Raw genomic sequence first — 15,876 nt, 5'->3', positions numbered from 1 at the left:
GGCCCGCCATCATCTGCGGTGCAGATCATGGCGGGCCGAATGTTCACGAGGTTGAGAAGCTGGGTGTTGCTGCTGGCGCTCTTCGCGTTGGGGGCCTGCACGGAATACGCCTATATCCCGCCGCCGGGGCCCGAGGGGCAGGCCTGCGTCTCGCAATGCCGCTTCGAGCAGCAGCAATGCCGCGCCTTCGCCGATCGCGACTACCAGCATTGCAATGCCAGCCGGAACTTCGCCATGGCGGCCTATAACCGCTGCGTGCAGTCGCGCGGCATGGGCTGCGTGCAGCCCCCCGCCTGCCTCAACCAGTCCTGGCGGTGCAGCGGCGACTTCGACCGCTGCTTCCGCGGCTGCGGCGGCCGGATCGAGGAGGTCCAGCCGCGCCGCTGACTACTTCACCGGCGCGGTGACAGGCCCGGGCACGCGCGCCTGGGCCAGAGCCTCGGCCTGGCGCTGGGCGAGGGCGGCCTCGTTGTAGTCCTCGATCAGCTCGTGGAACATGCGGTGCCAGTTCAGCTCCGCCTTCAGGCGGAAGAACACGCTGCCGAGGCCGATCGCCGCGCGGTCCATCAGCGGGAATTCGCGCGGGATTCGCACGCCGCCCGTGGATTTGAGGCCGCGATGCACCTCCTCCGCCACCTTGCGTCCATGGGTAGGGTCGGAGGATTGCTGGATGAGGCGCACACGGTCCTCCAGCAGCGGCTCGTAGAGGAAATCCGCCCACTTCTTCAGCACCAGCATGGTCTCGCGCGAGAGGTTGCGGAAACCCCAGACCTCGAAGGCATGGTGGGCCTTGTCGTCATCGCCGTCGCGCACCGCCTCGTAGAGGGTGATGACGCCGGTGATGAAATGCGGCGGGAAGATCCGCACCACGCCGAAATCCAGCAGGGAGAGCCCGCCCGGCGCGCCATCGGTGGGCCGGCGGATCTGGTAGTTGCCCAGGTGCGGGTCGCCATGGATGACGCCATAGCGGTAGACGGGCTTGTACCAGGCGGCGAAGAGGGCGCGCGCGTAGTCGTTGCGCTCCTCCAGCGGCGGGTCCTCGTCCAGGCGCTTCAGGATGGAACCGCCCTCCAGCCAGGTCATGGTCAGCAGGCGGCGGGTGGTCAGGTGGTCTATGGGCGTCGGCACCTGGACGGCCGGCTCATCGGCGAGGATGAGGTCGTAGAGGCGCTGGTGCGAGGCCTCGCGCGTGTAGTCCAGCTCCTCGCGCAGCCGGTCGGCGATTTCCGCGTAGGCGTCCTCGTTGTCCAGGGCGCTGTCCATGCGGCGATAGAGCTGCATGCCGAGCTTGAGCTGGCGCAGGTCCGCTTCCACCACGCTCGGCATGTCCGGGTATTGCAGCTTGCAGGCGACGCGCGTGCCGTCCTTCAAGGTGGCGCGGTGAACCTGGCCGAGGCTGGCCGCGGCGGCGGCCTCCTGTCCAAACTCGGAAAAATGCTTCTGCCAGTCGGGGCCGAGTTCCGTGCCCATGCGGCGCTTCACGAAGGCCCAGCCCATGGGCGGCGCGTTGGATTGCAGCGTGGCCAATTCGCGCGCGTATTCCTCGGGCAGCGCGTCGGGGATGGTGGCGAGGAACTGCGCCACCTTCATCATGGGGCCCTTCAGCCCGCCCAGGATGGCCTTGAGGTCCTCGGCATGGCTGTCCTTGTTGGTCTTGATGCCGAGATAGCGCTCGCCCGCCACGCGGGCCGCGATGCCGGTGACGGCGCCGGAGGTGCGGACCATCCGCCGCACCTCGCCGAAAAGGCTGCTTTCGCGGCGCTCCTCGCTCATGGGGTGCGTTCCAGCTCATCGATGAAGCCCGCGATGACGTCGAGCCCCTTGTTCCAGAATTCCGGCCGCGAGGCGTCGAGGCCGAAGGGCGCCAGCAATTCCTTGTGCCGCAGCGTGCCGCCGGCGCGGAGCATGTCGAGATACTTGGCCTCGAAATCCGGCACCGTGCCGTCGCGGAACACGCCGTAGAGCGCGTTCACCAGGCAATCTCCGAAGGCATAGGCGTAGACGTAGAAGGGGCTGTGCACGAAGTGGGGCACATAGGCCCAGTAGACGGCGTAATCCGGCGTGAAGTCGAAGGCGGGGCCGAGGCTTTCGGTCTGCACCTTCATCCAGATCTCGCCGATGCGTTCGGCGCTGACTTCGCCCTTGCGGCGCTCGTCGTGCAGCAGGGTCTCGAAGCGGTAGAAGGCGATCTGGCGGACCACCGTGTTCAGCATGTCCTCCACCTTGCCGATCAGCAGCAGGCGGCGCTTCGCGGGGTCCGTCTCGGCGTCGAGCATGGCGCGGAAGGTCAGCATCTCGCCGAAGACCGACGCGGTCTCGGCCAGGGTCAGCGGCGTGCCGCTCATCAGATAGCCCTGTTCGGCCGCGAGTCGCTGGTGCACGCCATGGCCGAGCTCATGGGCCAGCGTCATCACGTCGCGCGCCTTGCCGTGGTAGTTCAGCAGCAGATAGGGGTGGGCCGATGGCACGGTGGGGTGCGCGAAGGCGCCGCCCGCCTTGCCGGGGCGGAGGGCCGCGTCAATCCAGGGCTTGTCGAAGAAGGGCGCGGCGACCCGCTCCAGCTCCGGCGAGAAGGCGCCATAGGCCGCGCGCACGCGGGAGACGGCCTCGGGCCAGGGGATGGTCGCGTCGGTGTCGCGCGGGATGGGCGCGTTGCGGTCCCAATGCTGCAGCTTGTCCAGGCCCAGCCACTTCGCCTTCATGGCGTAGTAGCGGTGCGACAGGCGCGGATAGGCGCCGCGCACGGCGGTGACGAGGGCATCCACCACCTCGTCCTCGACCATGTTGGCGCGGTTGCGGGAGGAGCCGGGGCGCGGGTGCTTGCGCCAGCGGTCCATCACCTCCTTGTCCTTCACCAGCGTGTTGGTGATGAGCGAGAAGAGGCGGATGCGGGACTGGAAGGCCTCCGACACGCCCTGGGCCGCGGCCTCGCGCACCGCGCGATCGGTGTCGGACAGCTTGTTCAGCGCGGCGGAGACGGAGAGTTCCTCGCCCGAGACGGTGACCGTCATGTTGGCCATGGTCTCGTCGAAGAGGCGGTTCCAGGCGGCGCGGCCCGTCACCTCCTTCTCGTGCAGCAGCTTCTCCATCTCGTCGGGCAGCTGGTGCGGCAGCCAGACGCGCAGGTCGCGCAGCCAGGGGCGGAAGCGCGACAGGGCGGCGCTTTCGCGCAGCCTGTCTTCCAGCGCGGATTCCTCCAGCCGGTTCAGCTCCAGCGTGAAGAAGACCAGGTAGGAGGAGATGGTCGTCACCCGCTCCTGCATGGTCTGGTAGAAGCGGCCATTGGCGGCGTTCTGCGCGTCGCCCGAGAAGACCAGCTGGGCGAAGCTCATCACCCGGCCCAGGATTTCCTCGATCCGCTCATATTCCGCGATGGCCTGGGCCAGGCCGTCGCCGGAGAGCCCGCCCAGCTTCGTGGCGAAACGGTCCTGGAAGGCGCCGGCCTCGGCCTCGGCCCGGGAGAGGTCCGCTTCCAGCGCGGGGTCGTCTTCCCCCTTGTAGAGGTCCGACAGATCCCAGGCGGGGAGGGCGGCTTCCCCCGCGGAGGCATCGAGGGGGGCGCGCAGCGGAAATGGGCGGTCTTGCATTCCTCTCATATATGCGAAGACAAGGCGCGGCCAAGGCGCGCGCGCCCAGAGCCGGGGGGGAAACATGAATCAAGCCGGAACCCGATGGAGCAGCCTGCCGGGCATGATGCTGGGCCTGGCCCGCGAAATGCCCGACAGGCCCATGCTGACCGCCTGGCGCGATGGGCGGTGGCGGACGCTGTCCTGGGGCGATTTCGCCATGAAGGTGGCGGCGGTGGCCGCCTGGCTGCGCGCCCAGGGCGTGATGCCGGGCGACCGGGTGCTGCTGGTCAGCGAGAACCGGCCCGAATTCCTCATCACCGACGTGGCGGTGATGACCATCGGCGCCGTCACCGTGCCCACCTATGTGACCAACACCGTGGCCGACCACGCCCATGTGCTGGGCGACAGCGGGGCGCGGGTGGCGGTGGTGTCCACGGCCGCGCTGGCACGAGCGGTGGTGGAGGCGGCGGGCCGCACGGCCGGGCTGGACCTGCTGGTCTGCATGGAGGCCGGCGCCCCCGCACCCCCCGGCGGCCGAAGCGCCGAATGGGCGGCGCTGGAGGCCGCCCCCAGCGACGTGGTGATGCTGATGGCGGAGGCCGAGCACATCCCCGAGGGGCGGCTGGCCTGCCTGATCTACACCTCCGGCACGGGCGGCGCGCCGCGCGGGGTCATGCTGCCCCACCGCGCCCTGCTGGCGAACCGTGAGGGCATCCGCCCCCTCATCGCGCGGCTGGATGTGGCGGGGGAGAAGTATCTCTCCTTCCTGCCCATGTCGCACAGCTATGAGCACACGGTGGGCGGCTTCCTGCTGCCCTCCTTCGGGATGGAGGTGGTCTATTCCCGCGGCGCCGACCGGCTCGGCGCCGAAATGGCCGAGTTCAAGCCCGCCATCATCACCGCCGTGCCCCGGCTGTTCGAGGTGCTGCGGGCGCGCATCACCGCCCAGGTGGAGAAGGATGGCGGCCTCAAGAAGCGCCTCTTCGACCAGGCCCTGGCGCTTGGGCTGCGGAAGCTGGACGGCCCGCCGCTGAACCTGTTCGAGAAGGCGCAGGACGTGGTGCTGGACCGGCTGGTGCGGAACAAGATCCGCGGCCGCTTCGGCGGCAATGTGCGGGCGCTGGTCTCGGGCAGCGCGCGTCTTGATCCCGAGTTGTCGGGCTTCTTCCTGGCCCTCGGCCTGCCGCTGATCCAGGGCTATGGGCAGAGCGAGGCCGGCCCCGTCATCAGCGTGAACCTGCCCTGGGACAATGCCCGGCGCAGCGTGGGCCCGCCCTTGCCCGGCGTGGAGGTCCGCATCGCGGCGAATGGGGAGATCCTGGTCGCGGGCAAGCTCGTCATGGATGGCTACTGGAACAACCCCGAAGCGACGGAAGCCGCCCTGAGGGTGCCGGAGGGCGATGGCAGGACCTGGCTGCACACCGGCGATGTGGGGCGGTTGGAGGAGGGGCGCCTCGTCATCACCGACCGCAAGCGGGACTTCATCAAGCTGAAGGGGGGCGACATGGTGGCGCCTTCCAAGCTCGAAGCCCTGCTGGTGGGCGAGCCCGAGATCGCCCAGGCCGTGGCCGCCGGCGAGGGCATGGCCGGCGTCGTCGCCCTGCTGGTGGCGGCGGAGGGGCAGGCGGAAAGCCTGGCGGGTGCGGTGGCGCGGGTGAACGCAAAGCTCTCGCCCGTCGAGCGCATCCGCCGCTGGGCGCCCGTGACCGAGCCTTTCACGGTGGAGAACGGCATGCTGACGCCCACCATGAAGGTGAAGCGCCGGCTGGTGCTGGAGCGTTATGCGGGCGTTGTGAACGGGTTGGGCTGATCCTTCCCGCATTATCGAAGGAAGCCGACATGCGCAGACGCCACCTCGCCGCCATTCCCTTGTTGGCGCTGGTCCCCGGGCTGGGGCGTGCCAATGAGGCGCTGGGGGCGCGGCTGAACGGCCAGCACCCCTCCGCCTATTACCGCGAGGCAGGGCGGCTCTTCGGGGCGGGGCAGCGAGAGGACGCGGTCTTCGTGTTCTACCTGGGCCAGCTGCGCTACCGGACGCACCTGGTGGCCCGGCCCGACCTGCCGGCGGACGGGGACCGCGCCCTCTTCGCCGCGCTGACCGAAAGCGTGGGGCGGCCGCTGAATGAATGGGCCTTTGGCGACGTGTCCTTCCTGGTCCGCACCATGGACGCGGTGCTGGCCCATGACGAAAGCCAGCCGGACCGCTTCACCCCGCCGCGGGAATTCCCGGAGGCCCATCGCGGCGTGCGCGAGGGGCTGGCCCGCTTCCGGGAGCAGGTCGGTGCCTCGGCGGACAGTATCCGCCAGCAGCGGGCGGCGCGGGGGCTGGAGAACCGGTAGCGGGCGGCCGGGCTGAGCGGCTGATCGGCTTCGGTGATTTCACCGAGGCCGACCGGCCGCTAGTCCAGCGGCTGGGTCAGCAGGCGCCGCAGCGTCTGCCGGTCCAGCTCGCGGTGGCCGCGCACGCCCAGCACCAGCTCCCCCTCCCATCGGCCGCGCCAGGTGCCGAAGAGCCGGTCCCACAGGGAGAGGCAGAAGCCGAAATGGCTGTTCGTCTCGTGCTCGCGCTCGCTGTGGTGGATGCGGTGCAGGTTGGGCGTGACGATCACCCAGCCCAGGGCGCGGTCGAGCTTCGGCGGGATGCGGATGGCCGCGTGTTCGAACAGGCTGGTGGCATTGAGGATGATCTCGAAGGCCAAGATGCCCTCGGGCGGCGCGCCCAGCGCCACCGCGAAACCGATCTTCACCAGCATGGAGAGCCAGATTTCCACCGGGTGGAAGCGCACCCCGGTGGTGGCGTCCATCTCGGGGTCGGCATGGTGGACGCGGTGCAGGCGCCACAGCCAGGGCACGTGGTGGAAGACGCGGTGCTGGAAGTAGATGATGAGGTCGAAGACCACGACCGTCAGCGGGATGGCCACCCAGAGCGGCAGGTCCAGCCAGTTCATCACCCCGATGCCCTGGCCCTGCGCCCAGAAGGCCGCCGCCACGGCGGCCAGCGGCAGGGTGAAGCGCACCAGCACCGACCCCACCGCCACCAGCCCCAGGTTCGGCCACCAGCGCCGCATGCCCAGCGGCCGCGGATGCGCCCAGGGCAGCAGGCGCTCCGCCAGGATCAGCGCGGCCAGGACGCCCGCGAAGGCGCCCAGGCGCAGGGTGGCTTCGAGTTCCATGGCAGATAGATAAGCGTCCGTGCAGGGAAGGGGAGGGGCTGCCTCCCGCTTCGCCGCCGCGCGCCGGAAGGTTACGCGGCTATTCGGCCGCCGCCCGCTGGCCTTGGCCCCAGCCAGGATTCACGATGGGCGAATGCGCCCCCAGCGCCCGGCGCCCTTCCGCGTATTCCGCCGCCAGCCGGTCCACCAGCGCCGCCGCCGGCATCACCTCATGGATGCCGCCCACGGATTGCCCGGCGCCCCAGATGTCCTTCCAGCGCTTCTTACGGTCCGAGGCGAAGGTCATCTGCGACTTGTCGCCCGTGTCCAGGTTGTCGGGGTCGAGCCCCGCCCGCGCGATGGAGGGCTTCAGGTAGTTCCCGTGCACGCCGGTGATGAGGTTGGTGTAGACGATGTCGCCCGCCCCGCTCTCCACGATCATCCGCTTGTAGTCCTCCACCGCGCGCGCCTCGGGCGTCGCGATGAAGGCCGTGCCCATATAGGCGAAATCCGCCCCCATGGCCTCGGCGGCCAGGATGCTGCGCCCATGGGCGATGGAGCCCGACAGCGCCACCGGCCCGTCGAACCATTGCCGCGTCTCCTGCACCAGGGCGAAGGGGGATTGCGCGCCGGCATGGCCGCCCGCGCCGGCGGCCACCAGCACCAGCCCATCCGCGCCCTTCTCGATGGCCTTGCGTGCGAAGAACTGGTTGATCACGTCATGGATCACGAAGCCGCCATAGGAATGGATGGCCTCGTTCACCTCCGGCCGGGCGCCCAGGCTCGTGATGATCAGCGGCACCTTGTGCTTCACGCACAGCGCCAGGTCCTGCTCCAGCCGGTCATTGGACTTGTGGACGATCAGGTTGATGGCGAAGGGGGCCGAGGGCCGGTCGGGATGGGCGCGGTCATGCGCGGCCAGGCGTTCCTTGATCTCGGTGAGCCATTCGTCCAGCTGCTCCAGCGGGCGGGCGTTGAGCGAGGGCATGGAGCCGATGATGCCGCTGGTGCATTGCGCCACCACCAGGTCCGGCACCGAGATGATGAAGAGCGGCGAGGCGATGAGGGGCAGGCGCAGCCGCCCCTTGAGCATGTCACGCAGGTCCATCGGGTGCGGTTCCTCTCCATTCGGTTGGGGCCAGTCTAGCCATGGTTCCATGCCCACGGAAACGCCCGCCACGGCCGATATTGCGCTGCCGGATGATGGCCATAGCCTGTGCGCATTGGCAGCTTCGCCCCGGCCGCCCTACATGCGGAACGAAAGCGGAACCCCGCCCGGAAGGAATTCCATGACCGAAACACTCTCGCCCGCCGCCCTCGACCAGCTCTTCCGCGAGGCGCGCACCCAGAACAAGTGGCAGGACAAGCCCGTCTCCGACGAGACCCTGCGTGAGCTGTACGACCTCGTGAAATGGGGCCCGACCAGCGCCAATTCTTCGCCCGCGCGCTTCCTGTTCCTCCGCACGCCGGAGGCGAAGGCGAAGCTGAAGGAGACGCTTTCGGCCGGCAATGTCGAGAAGACAATGACCGCCCCCGTGGTCGTGATCGTCGCGCATGATCCGAAGTTCTACGACCTGCTGCCGCGCCTCTTCCCCCATGCGGATGCGAAGTCCTGGTTCTCCGGCAACTGGTCGCTGGCCGACACCACCGCCTTCCGCAACGGCACCCTGCAGGGCGCCTACCTGATGCTGGCCGCCCGCGCGCTGGGCCTCGATGTCGGCGCCATGAGCGGCTTCGACAATGGCAAGGTGGATGAGCTGTTCCTGGCGGACACCGGCTGGAAGTCCAACTGGCTGGTGACGCTCGGCCATGGCGACCCGTCCGGCGTCTTCGAGCGCAGCCCGCGCCTGGCGTTCGAGGAAGCCTGCAAGCTGCTCTGAGCCCGCGTCCGATCGCCTCCGGCGGTATCGCCGGGGGGTGAATCGGCCGCCAAGAAAAGCTTAGGGGGCGGGTTCCAGCCGGTACCCGCCCTCTTCCGTCACCAGCAGGCGCGCGAGTTCCGGCGCCTTCTCGATCTTGCGGCGCAGCCGGTAGATGTGCGTCTCCAGCGTGTGGGTGGCGACCGCGGCCGAATAGCCCCAGACCTCCCCCAGCAGTTCGGCGCGCGAGACGGCGCGGCCGGCCGCGCGGTGCAGGTAGAGGAGGATGGCGGCCTCCTTCTCGGTCAGGCGGATGCGGCTGCCTTCCGGCGTCAGCATCAGGCGCGAGGCCGGGTGGAAGAAATGCCCGCCCATCCGGATGCCGGCCTCGGGCGAGGCCTCGAAGGCCGCCAGCAGCGCGTTCATCCGGGACACCAGCGCCGCCAGCCGCACGGGCTTGGGCAGGCTGGGCAGTTCCGACGCCGCGCCATCGCCCAGCAGCAGGATGGGCCGACCGCCGCTGGCGGCGCGCAGGGGCTCCACCCATTCCAGGGCGGGGGCATCGAGCAGCGTGGCGTCAATGCGCGCGAGAGGGTCCATCAGGCGGGCGGCGCCGTCGCCGGGTGCCACGGGCTCGGCCCGATATTCGGTGCCTTGCGCCAGTTGCGCGGGAAGAATGGCCGCCAGGGCCTCGTCCTCGGTCAGTAGAAGCAGGTGGCGCGGGCCGGCCATGGTCGCCTGGAGGATGTCGGCTTGATGACAGCCGCTGTGGTTTACAATCCCTTCCCTCTTAGCACTTGCACCGCGCGGGCGGAATGCTTGCGCGAAAGGTTGCACATGTCCGCGAAAATAAGTTTCACGCGGCGCCCTGTCGCTTCCCACTGTGACGCCACATTCTCAAGGCAAAGTTTCTACCCATGAAGGATCGGTCGTCCATGAATGTCGTCGCTTCGCAACCGCAGGCTTCCCTTGGTGCGCTGACGGAGGATGTCCTGGTGCTGCGGGCGGTGCATCGCGCCGTCTCCGAAGTCCGCCGCGGCACGCCCGTGCTGGTGCATGGCGCCGAGGGCGCCCTCCTGGTGGCGGCGGCCGAGACCGTCGGCGCGCAGGGCCTGGGCGAGATGGCGCGCGCCTCCGCGCGCCCGCCGGTGCTGCTGCTGGCGCCCGTGCGCGCGGCCGCCCTGTTGCAGCGCCCCGTGCCGCTCGACGCGCCGGAGGCCGGCGCCGTGGCGCTGCGCCTGCCGGCCGGGCTGATGGACCCCGCCTGCCTGCGTGCCTTTGCCGACCCCACCGCCGACCAGCTGCTCGGCGCCGAGGGCCAGCAGCTGGACCGCGCGGCCACGCCGGCCCTTGCCCCCGCCGCGCTGGCCCTTGCCAAGCTGGGGCGCCTGCTGCCCGCGCTGGTGGCGGTGCCGCTGGACCGTGTGGTCACTTCCGTGCCGGGCCTGATGGGCATCGCGGCCGAGGAGATCCTGGCCTACCCCCACACCGCCGCCACCACGCTGCGCGCGGTGGGCGAGGCACGGGTGCCGCTGGAGGATGCGAAGGACACGCGCATCATCGCCTTCCGCGCCGCCGATGGCGGGATCGAGCACCTGGCCATGCTGGTGGGCAAGCCCGAGGCGGTGCTGGCCGGCGGTGGCGCGCCGCTGGCGCGGCTGCATTCGGAGTGCTTCACCGGGGACCTCCTGGGCTCGCTGCGCTGCGATTGCGGGCCGCAGCTGAAGGGCGCGCTGCGCCGCATGGCCGAGGAAGGCGCGGGCGTCCTGATCTATCTGGCGCAGGAGGGGCGGGGCATCGGCCTCGTCAACAAGCTGCGCGCCTACACGCTGCAGGACCAGGGCCTGGACACGCTCGATGCCAACCGGGCCCTGGGCTATGGGGCGGATGAGCGCACCTTCCTGGTGGCGGCCACCATGCTGCGCGCCCTGGGCGTTCCGCGCGTGCGGCTGCTGACGAACAACCCCGACAAGCTGGCGGGCCTCGCCGCCTGCGGCATCGAGGTGCAGGCCCGCGAGGAACACGCCTTCGCCGGCAATGGCGTGAATGACGGCTACCTGGCCACGAAGGCGCAGCGCTTCGGGCATATGCTGCCGGAGTGAGGAGCGTCACCTGGCCTAAGGGCGCTGCCCGGACCACCGCGCCAACAGCACCCCCGCCGCGCGGCGAAAGCCCAGCCGCCGGAGGCGGCGCCCGGCGTTTGAGGGCCAACCCCACCCGGCCTGGGGGCGCAATGTGAGAGCATCCGGCCGCACGGCGGCCGGCGCCGCCCGAGCCACCGCCCCACCGTCACCCGCGCCGCGCGGCGAAAGCCAAGCGCGCGGAGCGCGCGCCCGGCGTTTGAGGGCCAGCCCTACCCGGCCTGGGCGCACAACGTGGAAGCATCCGGCCGCACGGCGGCCGGCGCCGCCCGAGCCACCGCCCCACCGGCACCCCCCGCCGCGCGGCGAAAGCCAAGCGCGCGGAGCGCGCGCCCGGCGCCTGAGGGCAGAAAATCAAGTCACTCTTTCCAGCTCCGCCTCGGTCATCTCGCCCGGCACGATGGTCATGGGCACCGTCATCTTGCCGGCCAGCCGCCCCGTCAGCGCGGTGATCAGCGGCCCCGGCCCCTTGCCGCCGGCCGAGGTGGCCAGCACCAGGATGGAAATGCGGGGGTCCTCGTCGAGCAGGGCCAGCAGCTCATCGGCGACGTTGCCCTCGCGGATCACGAGCATGGGCAGGCCACCGGTCAGCTCCTTCACCTGGGCGGCGAGGCCCGCCAGCAGCGCCTCCGCCTCCTCGCGCCGCTCCTCCTGCATCATGGAGCCGATGCCGGCCCATTCGGACTGCTCCACCGGCTCCACCACCCGCAGCAGCGTCACGCGCCCACCCCCCTTGGCGGCGCGCAGGCATGCGTAGCGCAGGGCGATGGCGCGCTCAGGGCTGTCATCCACCACCACCAGGAACACACGGTCGCGCCGGGCCTTTTCCGTTCCGTCCTCGGTCATCAGCTTCTCCGGAAGAGGATGCTGCCCAGCCAACCGGCCAGGGCGGCAAGAATGATGCAGATCAGCGCATAGACGGCGGGCTGCAGCCGCGCCAGGCGTTCGATCTCGGCCGCGGTGCCGGTGCGGGCCACCACAAAGCCCATCCGCTCGGTCGCCACGACCTGGCGCGAGCGGACCAGGTGGACCGCAATCTCATAGACGCCCGGCCGCACCGTGGCGGGCAGCGGCAGGCGCAGCTGGAACAGGCGGTTGCCTGCGATGTCCACGGGCGCGACATCCTCCAGCCAGAGGCCCTCGTTCCGCTTCAGCTCCAGCAGCGCCGCGCGGAACTGCGGCGAGCGCGCGCCGGAACTGGGCGTCAGCGGCAGCGCGTCGAGGCCGAGGCCACGCGCCTGGCGCACCTCCTCGGGCAGCAGCCGCCAGGCGGGCAGGGTGCCGGCGATGGCGTAGAAGCTCGGCACCTCGTCGAAATGCGCCGAGGGGCCGTTCAGCCACATGCCCAGCACGTTGACGCGCCGGCGGACCACGAAATGCGTGGACGGGCCGCGCGCCACCACGATGACCTCGTCGCCGCCGGGGCCGATGGGCTGCTCGGTGCTGCCGAAGACCAGCACGCTCTCGCCCACGAAGGCGGTGGTTACGTCCACGCGGTCGGTGGAGAGGCGGGCCACCAGCGGCTGCGCGGCGGCGAGGCCCGGGGCCAGCAGCAGGAGGATGAGAAGCAAGGCCCTCATGGCGCGCGCGTCACGGAGAAGAGGCGTTCGGGCGGGGTGACGAGGTTCCACATCAGCATCAGGGCCACGCCCAGCACCAGCAGGCCCAACAGCGCGCGCGTCTCCTCGCCGCGCAGCCTGGCCCCCATGGAGGCCCCGAACTGCGCGCCGGCCACGCCGCCGGCCAGCAGCAGCATGGTCAGCACGATGTCCACGCCGCCCACCTGCACCGCCTGGAAGAAGGTGACCGAGGCCGTGATGCAGACCACATGGAACAGCGAGGTGCCGATGACGACCGAGGTCGGCATGCCCAGGATGTAGATCATGGCCGGCACCAGCATGAAGCCGCCCCCCACGCCCATCACGGCCGAGAGCACGCCGATGGCGAAGCCCACCGCCAGCGGCGGCAGGACCGAGATGTAGAGGCGGCTCTGCCGGAAGCGCATCTTCAGCGGCAGCCCATGCGCCCAGGAATGCTGGTGCAGCCGCTGCGGGCGGGCGCGGACGCGGCGGAAGATGGCGCGCACGCTTTCCATGACCATCAGCAGGCCCACGATGCCCAGCACCACCACGTAGAAGAGGGCGACGGCGGCATCCACCTGGCCCTTCTCGCGCAGGAAGGCGAAGAGCTGCACCCCCGCGAAGCTGCCGAGCAATCCGCCCGCCACCAGCACGCCGCCCATGCGCCAGTCCACATTCCCCCGCCGCGCCTGCGCGATGAGGCCCGAGACCGAGGCGCCCAGCGTCTGGTTGGCGCCGGAGGCGACGGCCACGAAGGAGGGAATGCCGATGAGCATCAGCAGCGGCGTCAGCAAAAAGCCGCCGCCCACGCCGAACAGCCCCGACAGCCAGCCCACGCCGAAGCCGATGCCGACCAGGAGAAGGGCATCCACGCTCATTTCCGCGATGGGCAGGTAGATTTGCAACAACAGGGCCCGGTTCTGTGAAGGGCAAGGGTTCACCCATCGCCCGCAGGTGGCAAGGCCCGAAGGAGGGTTGGGGTTGCGTCACGGAACATCACTGGACTTGGGCGGGAACTGCCCGCAGGGTGGGCCATGCTTCGCCGCCGTGTCCTTGCCGGGCTTCCCGTCTCGGCCCTGCTCGCCAGTCCCGCGCTGCGCCCCGCCCGGGCGCAGAGTGTCAGCCGGGTGGCGCTGCTGCACCTGAATGATTTTCACAGCCGGCATGAGCCCATCGCGGCCAGCGGCGCCACCTGCCGCGCGGGCGAGGCCTGTTTCGGCGGCTCGGCGCGAATCGCGACCGCCATCGCCCAGGCGCGCGAGGCCGCCCGCGCCGACCAGCGCCCCGCCCTGCTGCTGGAGGCGGGCGACAGCTTCATGGGCAGCCTGTTCTTCTCCCACCATGAGGGGCTGGCCGAGGCCGCGGTTCAGCGCGCCTGGGGGGTGCAGGGCTTCGCGCTGGGCAATCACGAATTCGACAAGGGGCCGGCCACGCTGGCCCGCTACATCGAGATGGCGGCCTTCCCCGTGCTCTGCGCCAATCTCGACGCCACGGCCGAGCCCGCGCTGGCCGGCCGCGTGCTGCCCACCGTCACCTTCCGCAACGGCCCGGCACGGCTGGTGGTGGTGGGGCTGGTGACGACGGACACGCCCGTCATCTCCTCGCCCGGCCCCAACCTGCGCGTCACCGACCCGGCCGAGGCGGCCGAACGCGCCGTCTGGGCGGCGCGGCGCGAGGGACCGGCGACGGTGGTGCTGCTCTCGCACCTGGGGCTCGCGGAGGATGAGCGTCTGGCCGCGCAGGTGCCCGGGGTGGACGCCATCATTGGCGGGCACACGCATCTCCGCATCGCCCCGCCGCGCCTGGTGGACGGGCCGGACCGGCCGGTGCTGATCGTGCAGGCGGGCGCCTTCGGGCGCTTCCTGGGGCGCCTCGACCTCGACCTCGCGGCCGATGGCACGGTGCTGCACCACGCCCAGGCCATGGCGGAGCTGGACGCCGCCCTGGCCGAGGATGCCGCGGTGGCCGCCATCGTCGCCGAATACGCCGGCCCGCTGGAGGCGGTGCGCCGCGCCGTGGTGGGCCGCCTGCCGGAGGCCTTCACCCTGGAGGGCTGCCGCGAGCAAGCCTGCGCCATGGGTGGTTTCGTGGCCGAGGCGATGCGCCGCGCGGCGGGCGCCGAGATCGGCTGGATGAACGGCGGCGGGCTGCGCGCCGGCCTGCCCGCGGGCGATGTGAGCCGTGGCGACACGCTGACCGCCTTCCCCTTCGGCAACACCCTGGCGCGGCTGACCCTGCGGGGCGACACGCTGCGGGCCGCGCTGGAGAACGGCCTCTCGCGCCTGCCCGAGCCCAATGGCCGCTTCCCGCAACTGGCCGGGCTGCGCTTCCGCGCCGACCCCTCCCGCCCGGTGGGCGAACGCGCCCTCGAAGTGGAGGTGGAGGAGGCGCCGGGCGAATGGCGCCCGCTCGACCCCGCGCGAGCCTACCGCATCGCCACCAACAATTTCCTCCGCCGCGGCGGCGACGGCTATGCCGAGTTCGCGGAACGCGCGCTGGAGGCCGTGGATGACGGCCCCCTGCTGGAGGAAGTGGTGGTGCGGGCGCTGGGCGGCTGAAGCGTCCTCTCAGCGTCTCGGCAGGAAGCCCACCAGGCGCTTCGCCTCGGCCAGGATGGGGTTGGCGATGTCCTCCGCCCGCTCCGCGCCGCGGCGCAGGGCGGCGTCCAGCGCCGGCGCATCCTCCAGCAGCCGCAGCATTTCCTTGCGGATGGGGGCGAGGTGGGCCACCAGCGCCTCGGTCAGCACCTCCTTGAAGGCGCCGAAGCCCTGGCCCTCATGCTCGCGCAGCACGTTCTCGGGCAGGGTGCCGGTGACGGCGGCGAGGATGCCCACCAGGTTGCGCGCCTCGGCGCGGCCTTCGAGGCCGGCCAGGTGGCCGGGCAGGGGCTCGGCATCGGTCCGCGCGCGGCGGATCTTGAGCGCGATGGTGTCCGCATCGTCGTTCAGGTTGATGCGCGACTGGTCCGAGGGGTCGGACTTCGACATCTTCTTCGTGCCGTCGCGCAGGCTCATCACGCGGGCCGCGACGCCCTGGATGAAGGGCTCGATGCGCGGGAAGAAATCCGTGCCGTAGTCGTGGTTGAACTTCTGGGCGATGTCGTTCGCCAGTTCCAGATGCTGGCGCTGGTCGTCGCCCACCGGCACGCTGGTGGCCTTGTAGGCCAGGATGTCGGCGGCCATCAGGTTCGGATAGACGTAGAGGCCGCTGCTCGCCGCCTCGCGGTCCTTGCCGGCCTTGTCCTTGAACTGCGTCATGCGGTTCAGCCAGCCCAGGCGCGCCACGCAGTTGAAGATCCAGCCCAGCTCCGCATGGGCGGGCACATGGCTCTGGACGAAGAGCACGCATTTCTCGGGGCTGAGGCCGCAGGCCAGCAGCGTGGCCGCCATCTCGCGCGTCTGCGCCAGGAGCTGCGCGGGCTCCTGGAACTGGGTGATGGCGTGCAGGTCCACGATGCAGAACAGGCATTCGTGCTGGTCCTGCATCGGCACCCAGTTGCGGATGGCGCCGAGGTAGTTGCCCAGGGTGGGCACGCCGGAGGGCTGGATGCCGGAGAAGACGCGCTGCATGGAAAT

15 protein-coding genes are annotated in these 15,876 nt (G+C 70.6%); 6 read left to right on the top strand and 9 right to left on the bottom strand.

Annotated elements, in window-relative coordinates; genetic code table 11:
* Window positions 1-27: 27 nt before the first annotated feature.
* Window positions 28-387: a hypothetical protein gene (locus tag JTN19_RS16695; RefSeq protein WP_206934937.1), complete on the top strand. Its 360-nt coding sequence runs from the start codon at window positions 28-30 to the stop codon at window positions 385-387.
* Here the strand turns inward: JTN19_RS16695 and JTN19_RS16690 are convergent, their stop codons facing one another.
* Both JTN19_RS16690 and JTN19_RS16685 read right to left on the bottom strand, forming a co-directional pair.
* Window positions 388-1,773, bottom strand: a complete 1,386-nt coding sequence (locus tag JTN19_RS16690; RefSeq protein ID WP_206934936.1) for an ABC1 kinase family protein — start codon at window positions 1,771-1,773, stop codon at window positions 388-390.
* Window positions 1,770-3,587 carry a M3 family oligoendopeptidase gene (locus JTN19_RS16685; RefSeq protein WP_242531216.1) on the bottom strand — a complete coding sequence of 606 codons (1,818 nt, stop codon included), beginning with the start codon at window positions 3,585-3,587 and terminating at the stop codon, window positions 1,770-1,772. Before JTN19_RS16685 ends, JTN19_RS16690 begins: the two co-directional genes overlap by 4 nt.
* A 64-nt stretch (window positions 3,588-3,651) precedes the next feature.
* Here JTN19_RS16685 and JTN19_RS16680 point away from each other — a divergent pair, with 64 nt between their 5' ends.
* Both JTN19_RS16680 and JTN19_RS16675 read left to right on the top strand, forming a co-directional pair.
* Window positions 3,652-5,379 (top strand): AMP-dependent synthetase/ligase, encoded by a 1,728-nt coding sequence (locus JTN19_RS16680; RefSeq protein ID WP_206934932.1) that lies wholly within the window; start codon window positions 3,652-3,654, stop codon window positions 5,377-5,379.
* A gap of 29 nt (window positions 5,380-5,408) precedes the next feature.
* Window positions 5,409-5,909, top strand: a complete 501-nt coding sequence (locus JTN19_RS16675; protein ID WP_206934929.1) for a hypothetical protein — start codon at window positions 5,409-5,411, stop codon at window positions 5,907-5,909.
* Window positions 5,910-5,968: 59 nt separating this feature from the next.
* Here JTN19_RS16675 and JTN19_RS16670 read toward each other — a convergent pair whose 3' ends face one another.
* Window positions 5,969-6,742, bottom strand: coding sequence for a sterol desaturase family protein (locus JTN19_RS16670; protein ID WP_206934926.1), 774 nt, complete (start codon window positions 6,740-6,742; stop codon window positions 5,969-5,971).
* Between the two features lie 79 nt (window positions 6,743-6,821).
* The gene (locus JTN19_RS16665; RefSeq protein ID WP_206934923.1) at window positions 6,822-7,829 is read right to left on the bottom strand and encodes an NAD(P)H-dependent flavin oxidoreductase; all 1,008 of its coding nucleotides are present in this window, start codon (window positions 7,827-7,829) and stop codon (window positions 6,822-6,824) included.
* 181 nt (window positions 7,830-8,010) lie between these two features.
* Here JTN19_RS16665 and JTN19_RS16660 point away from each other — a divergent pair, with 181 nt between their 5' ends.
* A complete protein-coding gene (locus JTN19_RS16660) occupies window positions 8,011-8,601 on the top strand; it encodes a malonic semialdehyde reductase (RefSeq protein WP_206934920.1) in 591 nt (196 codons plus the stop codon).
* 60 nt (window positions 8,602-8,661) lie between these two features.
* On the opposite strand, the gene JTN19_RS16655 is transcribed toward JTN19_RS16660, so the two are convergent.
* Window positions 8,662-9,312: a response regulator transcription factor gene (locus tag JTN19_RS16655; RefSeq protein WP_206934917.1), complete on the bottom strand. Its 651-nt coding sequence runs from the start codon at window positions 9,310-9,312 to the stop codon at window positions 8,662-8,664.
* Window positions 9,313-9,515: 203 nt separating this feature from the next.
* Between JTN19_RS16655 and JTN19_RS16650 the strand changes: the two genes are divergently transcribed.
* Window positions 9,516-10,682, top strand: coding sequence for a GTP cyclohydrolase II (locus JTN19_RS16650; protein ID WP_206934914.1), 1,167 nt, complete (start codon window positions 9,516-9,518; stop codon window positions 10,680-10,682).
* Between the two features lie 393 nt (window positions 10,683-11,075).
* On the opposite strand, the gene JTN19_RS16645 is transcribed toward JTN19_RS16650, so the two are convergent.
* From JTN19_RS16645 to JTN19_RS16635, 3 genes are read right to left on the bottom strand one after another with little or no spacing between them, the layout of a single operon-like run.
* Window positions 11,076-11,567 carry a universal stress protein gene (locus tag JTN19_RS16645; protein WP_206934912.1) on the bottom strand — a complete coding sequence of 164 codons (492 nt, stop codon included), beginning with the start codon at window positions 11,565-11,567 and terminating at the stop codon, window positions 11,076-11,078.
* Window positions 11,567-12,301 carry a TIGR02186 family protein gene (locus JTN19_RS16640; protein WP_206934909.1) on the bottom strand — a complete coding sequence of 245 codons (735 nt, stop codon included), beginning with the start codon at window positions 12,299-12,301 and terminating at the stop codon, window positions 11,567-11,569. Before JTN19_RS16640 ends, JTN19_RS16645 begins: the two co-directional genes overlap by 1 nt.
* Window positions 12,298-13,209, bottom strand: coding sequence for a sulfite exporter TauE/SafE family protein (locus JTN19_RS16635; RefSeq protein ID WP_456315804.1), 912 nt, complete (start codon window positions 13,207-13,209; stop codon window positions 12,298-12,300). The genes JTN19_RS16640 and JTN19_RS16635 overlap by 4 nt, the downstream gene beginning before the upstream one ends.
* A 126-nt stretch (window positions 13,210-13,335) precedes the next feature.
* On the opposite strand from JTN19_RS16635, the gene JTN19_RS16630 reads away from it, so the two are divergent.
* Complete coding sequence (locus JTN19_RS16630; protein ID WP_206934906.1) at window positions 13,336-14,859, top strand: bifunctional metallophosphatase/5'-nucleotidase; 1,524 nt, start codon at window positions 13,336-13,338, stop codon at window positions 14,857-14,859.
* A 9-nt stretch (window positions 14,860-14,868) separates the two neighbouring features.
* Here JTN19_RS16630 and trpS read toward each other — a convergent pair whose 3' ends face one another.
* Window positions 14,869-15,870: a tryptophan--tRNA ligase gene (gene trpS / locus JTN19_RS16625; RefSeq protein ID WP_206934903.1), complete on the bottom strand. Its 1,002-nt coding sequence runs from the start codon at window positions 15,868-15,870 to the stop codon at window positions 14,869-14,871.
* Window positions 15,871-15,876: the final 6 nt, after the last annotated feature.

It is taken from the genome of Roseococcus thiosulfatophilus (assembly GCF_017311575.1).
Taxonomy (GTDB): domain Bacteria; phylum Pseudomonadota; class Alphaproteobacteria; order Acetobacterales; family Acetobacteraceae; genus Roseococcus; species Roseococcus thiosulfatophilus.
Note: the sequence above shows the minus strand (reverse complement) of the source record. Positions and strands in the feature narration are given on the sequence as shown.

What these genes read in the sequence shown, in the direction of transcription:
- JTN19_RS16690 (WP_206934936.1), bottom strand. Translation starts at nt 1,773, where the DNA reads ATGAGCGAGGAGCGCCGCGAAAGCAGCCTTTTCGGCGAGGTGCGGCGG.
- JTN19_RS16645 (WP_206934912.1), bottom strand. Translation starts at nt 11,567, where the DNA reads ATGACCGAGGACGGAACGGAAAAGGCCCGGCGCGACCGTGTGTTCCTG.
- trpS (WP_206934903.1), bottom strand. Translation starts at nt 15,870, where the DNA reads ATGCAGCGCGTCTTCTCCGGCATCCAGCCCTCCGGCGTGCCCACCCTG.
- JTN19_RS16660 (WP_206934920.1), top strand. Translation starts at nt 8,011, where the DNA reads ATGACCGAAACACTCTCGCCCGCCGCCCTCGACCAGCTCTTCCGCGAG.
- JTN19_RS16685 (WP_242531216.1), bottom strand. Translation starts at nt 3,587, where the DNA reads ATGCAAGACCGCCCATTTCCGCTGCGCGCCCCCCTCGATGCCTCCGCG.
- JTN19_RS16650 (WP_206934914.1), top strand. Translation starts at nt 9,516, where the DNA reads ATGAATGTCGTCGCTTCGCAACCGCAGGCTTCCCTTGGTGCGCTGACG.
- JTN19_RS16675 (WP_206934929.1), top strand. Translation starts at nt 5,409, where the DNA reads ATGCGCAGACGCCACCTCGCCGCCATTCCCTTGTTGGCGCTGGTCCCC.
- JTN19_RS16630 (WP_206934906.1), top strand. Translation starts at nt 13,336, where the DNA reads ATGCTTCGCCGCCGTGTCCTTGCCGGGCTTCCCGTCTCGGCCCTGCTC.
- JTN19_RS16655 (WP_206934917.1), bottom strand. Translation starts at nt 9,312, where the DNA reads ATGGCCGGCCCGCGCCACCTGCTTCTACTGACCGAGGACGAGGCCCTG.
- JTN19_RS16665 (WP_206934923.1), bottom strand. Translation starts at nt 7,829, where the DNA reads ATGGACCTGCGTGACATGCTCAAGGGGCGGCTGCGCCTGCCCCTCATC.
- JTN19_RS16695 (WP_206934937.1), top strand. Translation starts at nt 28, where the DNA reads ATGGCGGGCCGAATGTTCACGAGGTTGAGAAGCTGGGTGTTGCTGCTG.
- JTN19_RS16680 (WP_206934932.1), top strand. Translation starts at nt 3,652, where the DNA reads ATGAATCAAGCCGGAACCCGATGGAGCAGCCTGCCGGGCATGATGCTG.
- JTN19_RS16670 (WP_206934926.1), bottom strand. Translation starts at nt 6,742, where the DNA reads ATGGAACTCGAAGCCACCCTGCGCCTGGGCGCCTTCGCGGGCGTCCTG.
- JTN19_RS16640 (WP_206934909.1), bottom strand. Translation starts at nt 12,301, where the DNA reads ATGAGGGCCTTGCTTCTCATCCTCCTGCTGCTGGCCCCGGGCCTCGCC.